Raw genomic sequence first — 7,903 nt, 5'->3', positions numbered from 1 at the left:
TGCCCATAAAAAGTGGATAACACAAATAATTTACAACTCAGTAGTGGATAAAATGCCGGAAAGTAAAAAAATGGGAATAGAGATAAAAATATAAAATATTTATTCCTCACCGCTGCAATCTGAAAGAAACAGTGGTAAATATCCTTGTTTTGAATTACAATAAGTATTGGGTAAATTTTTCATTGCAAGTTAATTTTACCACAAAAATAGGACCTTTCGCATGAACGAATGGTCCTATTTCTTTTAGGGACTTATTTCACAGCCCCACTTTATTGATTTATATTTAATTAATTGCCTTTTTGATATTAGGTTTATATCATATATTTCTAAACTTAGAGTAACATAAGTTTTACTTAAAAAATCCTACACTATTCAGACACTAAGCTCAGGTATTCCATCACTTTTATCTTTAGTATTATGACCAATACAGCTCATTATGCTTTACTTATAAGATTTTAAACTATACTGATATTAGTCATCTATCTCAGCACTGCTTGAGACTATGGCTCCGTTTACAACATTGATATCATACTCATATTCCATATTTCCTACTTTGAACTCAATCTCATAAACTTTAACACCGTTTTCATAGTCAATCTTTGCCTTTGTAAATCTTGCCGATCCCACTCCTGCATGTGAAAGTGCTATCTGCTTTGCTTTTTCCACTGAAATCTCTGATGCTTGAGCCTCTGTACTTGGCTGTGCAGGAATCACATAGTTTTCAATATCCTTATCTGCCGATACTATTGCCCCGCTCACTGCATCTATATCATAATCGTATTCAACATTTCCGCTGTAAAACTCCACATCATAAACAAGTCTGTTATCCTCAAACTCAAGCTCCACTTTTACGAAAGTTACATTCTTTTCTGCAAGTTTTGCATCTCCAAGGGCAATCTTTTTAGCCTTATCTGCACTTATTTTCTTTGTTTTATTTGCCTTATTTGCTTTCTTTGCTACTCCAACCGCTTCTGTTCCTACGCTTCCATAATACGGAACTCCTATTACTCCTGCTGCAAATAATAAACAAGCCACTGTTGCAACGCCCATAAAACCTTTACTTAATCCATTAAACTTTTTCATTGTATACCATCCTTTCCGCTTCCGCTAAAAATATTTTGAAACTTTCACTGCTCGGTTAAATATAAGCTCTTTAAAGCCCTCTTCAAAATATCATCCATACTGTAAATATTTATCTTGAAAGGTCAGGGAATTATATTTATTAAAATTACAAACCCCTTATTTACTTTGAGCTGCCTCTATAAGCTAATCATCCACCGTCGACGTTTATATGGATCTTCTTATAAGACTGCCGCTTTTTCAAGTTCTCTTTTTTACCCTTTCACTATGTTAATGCACGAGGATAGCATTTTATTGCAAACTTTTAAAATTTTTTATTTTTATTTTTTGCTGATATAAAAATTTATATATATCCTTATGTAATCCTAAAAGAATAGCGGTATTCCTGTTATCTGCTCCAAATTCAAAGAACATTGGGTTTGAATCCCCCTCTATGCCATGAAAAGCTGTTCAGCACTCCACATAGCAGAATATTTGCCGCCCAGAGCCAAAAGCTGCTCATGGGTTCCGGACTCCGCTACTTTTCCACTGGACACCACGAGAATTTGATCAGCATTTTTTATAACAGACAATGTATGAGCAATCATCACAACAGTTTTGTTTTCTTGCAGAAGATTTGAAATTGCCTGTTTTACAGCTAATTCATTCTCAATGTCCAAAGAGGATGTTGCCTCATCAAGAAGCAGAATCGGACTGTTTTTCAATATGGCACGGGCAATAGAAAGCCTCTGCCGTTCACCACCTGAGAGTAGATTACCATTCTCACCGATAATAGTATCATAACCTTTTTCCATTTTGCGGATGAATGTGTCACAGTTTGCTTCTTTACAGGCTTTTTCTATTTCTTCATCTGTAGCTGAAGGTTTTGCATGGCGTATGTTTTCCCGTACTGTGTCATTAAACAGAAATGTGTCCTGATCCACCATTGAGATCATATCAAGCACATCTTCTGCATTGACATAGCGGATAGCTTGTCCTCCGATGTCAATTTCTCCACTTTCCGGATCATAATACTTCGCAATCAGATTCAGGATAGTTGACTTGCCCGATCCGGAGTCTCCCACGATTGCGGTCAGCTTGCTATCCGGTATTGAAAAACTCATTTCTTTCAGAACAGGTTCTCCCTTCACATAAGAAAACGACACATCATAAAATGAGATACCATGCTCTTTTGGAGAAAAAACATATTTGCTTTTCGATTCTTCATTTTCCGCCAATACGTTTTGAATGTTTGTCTTTGATATCAGGAGGTTCCTGTAACTGAACATGTCAACCGAAATCGAAGCGGTCAGCTTTGCTAAAATCATCGGCATCATGCACAGAAACAGGAAACTGATTGCATGAATGTCTCCGGATTGCCATGGGATGAATCCGATCCACATAACAAGCGGAACAGTAAGCCAATTCACAATGTTAAAAGTGAAATTAACCGGAATGCCATGTGCCTCATATTGATAACTGACTGTGCTGAATTTTCGCATGACATCTGTTATATTCCTGTTTTTAGTACCACCCATTCCATAGGATCGAAAAGTCCGGATTCCGTCAATGTACTCGACGATTTGTCCTACAGCTTTTGCCGTAACAGAATTCTTCTCCTTGCCGTACTTTTTCACAATTCGAAACGACAACCACATTTCAGGAACCAATAGAAGAAGAGAAAATATCAGGATGGCAGCAGCCGGAAAATACAGAACACAGATAAAGGCCGTCACGATCACGGACAGAACCCCGTTTTTCACAAGGGCGGCAAGTTTATGTGTCAGAATCTGTTCATAACTGTTTACATCTGTCGTCATGATATTTATATACTGCCCTTCACGTTTTTGGGTAAAGCCGGATAGCGGAACTCTCCTCAGCTTATCTCCAAGGCCGAGACGGATATTTTTAGAAACCTCAGCGCCACCGACCTGGCTTTGTGTATAACCAATACTGTAAATGACAAGTCGTATCACAAAGATAGCCCCGATAAGGCAGGATATTAAAAATATGTTCCTAATATCAACAGATCCGTCATACAGCATTTTAATCACCGCGTAAATGACAATATAGTTGCTTCCGGAAAGCAGCCCTTCCAAAACGGTCAATATCAGACCGCAGTAAAACCGGTGATTCTTATGGAAAAGTTTTTTGTCTGTCATCTGCCGCTTCCTCCCCTCTCATAAGTGATATTTCTTGCTGATTTATAGCTTTCCCAGCTTTTTTTGTAATATCTGTTGCGCGAAAGCAGCTCGTCATGTGTTCCGATATCTGAAATAGTGTGATTCTCTACCACCGCAACCTTATCGCACATTCCGACCACACTAAGTCTATGGGCAATAATAATGACGGTTTTTCCTTTGCACAGGTTACTGATCGCCTTATCAATCTCCAACTGATTTTCCGGATCGGCGGCACTCGTCGCTTCATCCAAAATAAGAATAGGTGCATTTTTTAAAATTGCTCTTGCAATTGCGATCCGCTGCTTTTCCCCACCTGAGAAGCGTGAACCGTAACTTCCGACTTTTGTATCATATCCATCCGGGAGGGATATAATGAAATCGTCAATTTGTGCTTCTCTTGCAGCTTTCCGTACCTGTTCTAAAGAAGCATTCATCCCCATGCGGATATTGTCAAAGACAGAGTCCTGTGTCAGAAAAGTCTTCTGAAAGACAATAGATATATGCTCAAGAAGCGTTTCATATTGAATGCTTTTGATATTTTTTCCTCCAATCATAACCTCTCCGCCATCCACGTCATAAAAACGTGCAATCAGAGCTGCAACCGTACTTTTTCCTGCTCCGGATGCACCTACAACGGCAATCTTTTCTCCATCCCGAATGCACAGGCTGCAATTTTCAAGCACATTTGTCTTCCCGTCATATGAAAAGCACACGCCTTTTAGTGCGATATCATGGTTTTTTGGAAAAGCATCCCCGCCCTCAAAGATCGGAAGTTCCAGTATTTCTTTTGCTTTTATAATGCCGCTAAATGCCTGTGCGAAATTGCTTGAAAGCTGCTGAAGCGGGAGCAATTCCGTCAAGTACAATGAGCCGATATAGGCAAACAAAAGAAATACGCTTGCTGTGATAGACCCCCTCAAAAACATCCGTCCGCCCAGGGGAACAATCATCAAAAATCCGGACTCCAGCAACAGGATGAATACGGCATACAAAGGAGCAGTCTTTTTCGAAATCTTGTTCCACGCCCTATTTTCATCAAGAATGGCTTCTCTGAACTTTTTAAATGATTTGCTGCCCATCCGGTATGCCTTGATCAGGCGCATTCCGCGTACATATTCAACCATGACGGAATTGAAGCCTGCAAGGGATTCGTTCGCCTCCGGCAGCATATCCGACATTTTCTTAAACACCGCCATCATAACCGGAATATCAAAAAGAAGAGGAATCAAAGAGATCAGTGCCAGAGGGACATTCACTGTCATAAGATAAACAAAAATAATGATAGGACCGGTAAGATAGCTGACAAGCTCCGGAATATTATGTGCAAGACATAACTCCAAATTCTCAATGTTCTCATTCAAGACTGTTTTGATTTCACCTGTGCTCCTCTCATTGATGTATCCAAGCGGAACTTTCGCCAGGTGTTCTGTAATCATGCAACGCACCTTAAACAGAGCGTTATAAGCACCTTTATGCGAGAGCACACCTGACAGACCAAGCAGGATCATGCGAAGAATTGTTGTGACGGTTACCAAAACGATACAGTCCTCCAGTATCCGCTTTTTCAGCATTCCAATCAGAACGGCATCCATCAAGCGATAAATTCCGACATACGGTCCGATTACAAACAGTCCGCTTAAGAATGCACACAAAACAGAGGCAAACAAATACCATTTGTCGCTGCCTGCCCATTTAAGAAGCAATTTGACCGGCTTTTCCCGACTCTTATTCAAACAGATCACCTCCTTTATTTTCACACATGGCAAAAAATAACAACCGCATTATCTGCTCCTTGTTATCTGCACGACATTTTAAATCATAGCTTATTTCACCATCAGAAAAAACAAGCATACGGTTACATGTCCTGCAAAAAAATTCATAATCGTGTGTAACAACAAATATGATTTTCCCCTGTTCGGAGAGATTGTGGACAATTTTGGCAACCCTTGCCATACTTTCATAGTCCAATCCGCTGGTAGGCTCATCAAAGACAATCAGTTCTTTTTTACAAACCTGTCCCACAGCAACAGCTACCCTTTGCTTTTGTCCGCCGGAAAGCGTACCGGGATGTTGCTTGGCAAAGGGTGTCAGTTCCAGTACATTCATCGTTTCTGCGACTAAACCTGAATCAGGGTTCTTAATTCCGAAGGAGCATTCTGCTTCTACGCTCTCCGCAAAAAGCTCATAATTTACATCCTGCATGACCATATATGAGATTTTCTGCCGTTTCTTCTTTGGGATGACTCTGCCATCCAGGAAAAAATCCCCTTTTGTCTCTCTATGCAATCCACAAAGGGCTCGTGAAAATGTTGTTTTACCCGTGCCGTTTTTCCCGACAAGTGCAATCACCTCTCCTCGTGAGATTTTTGTACTGATATTTTCTACTACAGTTTTTTTTCCGTAGTACAGGGAAACATTTTTTAGTTCCAACCCTATTTCCCGTTCTTCATCCATGATTACTTCGGGAACTTCTTTTCGCAAATCTGTAGTTCGAAGACCCATAATCCGGCGTTCTTCATCTGTCAGGCTCAGAAACTCTTGTGCAGAGTAAACCTTTTTTATTTGCCCCTCATCAAATACAATAATCCGGTCAGCGATACCCATCAGATAATATAACCGATGTTCAACGATCAAAACGGTCTTTCCCTGAGACTTAAGCATTTTAAGATGAGTTCTTAAAGAAGCTACTGTTTCCATGTCCAGATTGGATGACGGTTCATCCAGCAGATAGACGCAGGGGTTCATTGCATATACTGAAGCAAAAGCAATCTTCTGCTTTTCTCCTCCTGAAAGAGAAAAAATATTTCTTTTGAGCAAATTTTCAATTTTCAGATCCTTTGCGGCGGCAGCTACTTTTTCCTCAATCTGTTCCCTTGGGAATGCCCGGTTTTCCACTCCGAAAGCAATCTCGCTATCTGTGTCTACATTAAAGAACTGCGTCCTTGGGTTCTGAAATACCGAGCCGACAAGAGATGCCGTTTCATACATTGGTATTTCTGATATGTTTCGCCCGTAAAGTAGGACTTCTCCGGTCAGCTTACCGGGATAAAAATGCGGAACAAGCCCATTCACAAGGCGTGTCATCGTGGTCTTTCCGCATCCGCTTTTTCCACAAAGAAGAACGCATTCTCCGTCATTTACTTTCAAATTAATGTCATGTAAATCATCCGTTCTATGTATATCTTCCTGTTCCCCGTGCGAATCATACGCAAAAGATACATGCTTAAACTCAATCATATGCTACACAATCCTTTCCCAAATAAAACCCAAAACAAGTACACAGACTGCAAGAACTGTTGCAATCCAATCCCTTCCCCGAAACCGTACCTCAATAAGGCAGGTACGCGGTGTCGGATTCTCTATCCCACGCGTGAGCGCGGCGGCAGAAAGTTCATCTGCCGTATTGGAAGCCGTCATCAGCAAAGGGACATAAAGACATTCCACCGCCATGGCCGGGTTTTTAAGAAATCCGAACAAAGAGGGAGTTACATCCCGAAGCCTCATGGCATCTTTGATATAACCCCAATCTTCACAAACCGTGGGAATATATCGAAGCATGACCGCCAACGGAATAACCACCTTATTAGGAATATGTGCCTTGCTCGTCGCGGTCAAAAACTCGCTTACCTTCGTTGTGGAAAGAATAATGCTTGCCAGAAACGCACAAGGGTATACAGTATAAAACAATCCCAGCCATGATGTGAACACAGTGTAAAGTGTCCCTTTTTCAAGTGATATAACAAATTTTGTCAGCATATAGAAAGCGCCATAAAATGCCGCACAGAAAAGTGACCTGCGAACTTTTCCACTTGCACACCCGAATACTGTAACCGCAAAAATAAGCACGCTCTCATACAGGAGCGATGGAGCAATCGTCGCTGAGATTACGCACAGAATCAGCATGATGATTTTTGTACGGGGGTCAAATTGCAGACCGAGCCGATTTTCTGTGTATACGCTCCAAATCATGCCGTTATCCCTGCTTTTTCAAATTGTTTCTTTAACAGTTTACTTCCGACAAAGCCGCTGAAAAGAGCGACTAAAACAGTGCCTGCCAACATGGTTATCAAAATCCAACGGTTGACTGTTGCCGCCATTGTATTCAGATACTCCTGCGGTGTACCTTTCTCCAACATCCGCCTCACCCAAACTTCTGGATTTATGAAATAAGCAATATAGGATCCGGTTCCACCGAGACAGAAAACAATATAGGACAGGATATTGATTTTTATACTCTTATAGCGTCCGCTCAATGCCACCAGATCCGCCAATGTACTTCCTACCAAGTATCCGACTGTCATGCCGATATGCATGCCGGTCACATAGCAGAAGATTGCCATCAACAGTCCTGCAATAAAGATCGGTCCGGATTTTGGCACTTTCGCAATCAGTAAAAGATACACAGGTCCGGCAAGAAGTGACCCACCTACCGGATAATAAAAGGTCAGCGCTGGGAACATCGCAAAGGGGCCTCCGCTCAATGCAATACATATAAAAATGATTGCAGAAAAAATACCGACCGTAATGAGTTCCTTGACTGTAAGTTTCTGTTTCTTGATGTTTGTTTCGTTTGTCATAACAAATGACCTCCCTTTATACACACGTATTGAAATTCAAGAGACGCTATGGTAATATGTTGTTAGATACTACTAACTATATGA

General features: G+C 40.9%; 6 protein-coding genes and 1 pseudogene. All 7 read right to left on the bottom strand.

Annotation, left to right across the window (positions count from 1 at the left end; all coding sequences use genetic code 11):
• Positions 1-114: 114 nt before the first annotated feature.
• A pseudogene (locus HMPREF0381_RS16040) lies at positions 115-183 on the bottom strand (transposase); the annotation flags it as partial.
• Between the two features lie 288 nt (positions 184-471).
• Complete coding sequence (locus tag HMPREF0381_RS03190) at positions 472-1,083, bottom strand: PepSY domain-containing protein (RefSeq protein ID WP_008750431.1); 612 nt, start codon at positions 1,081-1,083, stop codon at positions 472-474.
• A 428-nt stretch (positions 1,084-1,511) separates the two neighbouring features.
• Positions 1,512-3,221, bottom strand: coding sequence for an ABC transporter ATP-binding protein (locus tag HMPREF0381_RS03185; RefSeq protein WP_008750429.1), 1,710 nt, complete (start codon positions 3,219-3,221; stop codon positions 1,512-1,514).
• A complete protein-coding gene (locus tag HMPREF0381_RS03180; RefSeq protein ID WP_040461103.1) occupies positions 3,218-4,975 on the bottom strand; it encodes an ABC transporter ATP-binding protein in 1,758 nt (585 codons plus the stop codon). Before HMPREF0381_RS03180 ends, HMPREF0381_RS03185 begins: the two co-directional genes overlap by 4 nt.
• Positions 4,968-6,479, bottom strand: a complete 1,512-nt coding sequence (locus tag HMPREF0381_RS03175; protein ID WP_008750427.1) for an ABC transporter ATP-binding protein — start codon at positions 6,477-6,479, stop codon at positions 4,968-4,970. The genes HMPREF0381_RS03180 and HMPREF0381_RS03175 overlap by 8 nt, the downstream gene beginning before the upstream one ends.
• Positions 6,480-6,482: 3 nt before the next feature.
• Complete coding sequence (locus tag HMPREF0381_RS03170) at positions 6,483-7,211, bottom strand: energy-coupling factor transporter transmembrane component T (RefSeq protein WP_008750426.1); 729 nt, start codon at positions 7,209-7,211, stop codon at positions 6,483-6,485.
• Positions 7,208-7,819, bottom strand: coding sequence for an MptD family putative ECF transporter S component (locus HMPREF0381_RS03165; RefSeq protein WP_008750425.1), 612 nt, complete (start codon positions 7,817-7,819; stop codon positions 7,208-7,210). Before HMPREF0381_RS03165 ends, HMPREF0381_RS03170 begins: the two co-directional genes overlap by 4 nt.
• Between the last annotated feature and the right edge of the window lie 84 nt (positions 7,820-7,903).

Origin of the sequence: Lachnoanaerobaculum saburreum DSM 3986, from assembly GCF_000185385.1 — a bacterium.
GTDB classification, from domain to species: Bacteria; Bacillota; Clostridia; order Lachnospirales; family Lachnospiraceae; genus Lachnoanaerobaculum; species Lachnoanaerobaculum saburreum.
Note: the sequence above shows the minus strand (reverse complement) of the source record. Positions and strands in the feature narration are given on the sequence as shown.

Coding starts and splice junctions, on each gene's coding strand:
- HMPREF0381_RS03190 (WP_008750431.1), bottom strand. CDS start 1,083: ATGAAAAAGTTTAATGGATTAAGTAAAGGTTTTATGGGCGTTGCAACA.
- HMPREF0381_RS03185 (WP_008750429.1), bottom strand. CDS start 3,221: ATGACAGACAAAAAACTTTTCCATAAGAATCACCGGTTTTACTGCGGT.
- HMPREF0381_RS03175 (WP_008750427.1), bottom strand. CDS start 6,479: ATGATTGAGTTTAAGCATGTATCTTTTGCGTATGATTCGCACGGGGAA.
- HMPREF0381_RS03170 (WP_008750426.1), bottom strand. CDS start 7,211: ATGATTTGGAGCGTATACACAGAAAATCGGCTCGGTCTGCAATTTGAC.
- HMPREF0381_RS03165 (WP_008750425.1), bottom strand. CDS start 7,819: ATGACAAACGAAACAAACATCAAGAAACAGAAACTTACAGTCAAGGAA.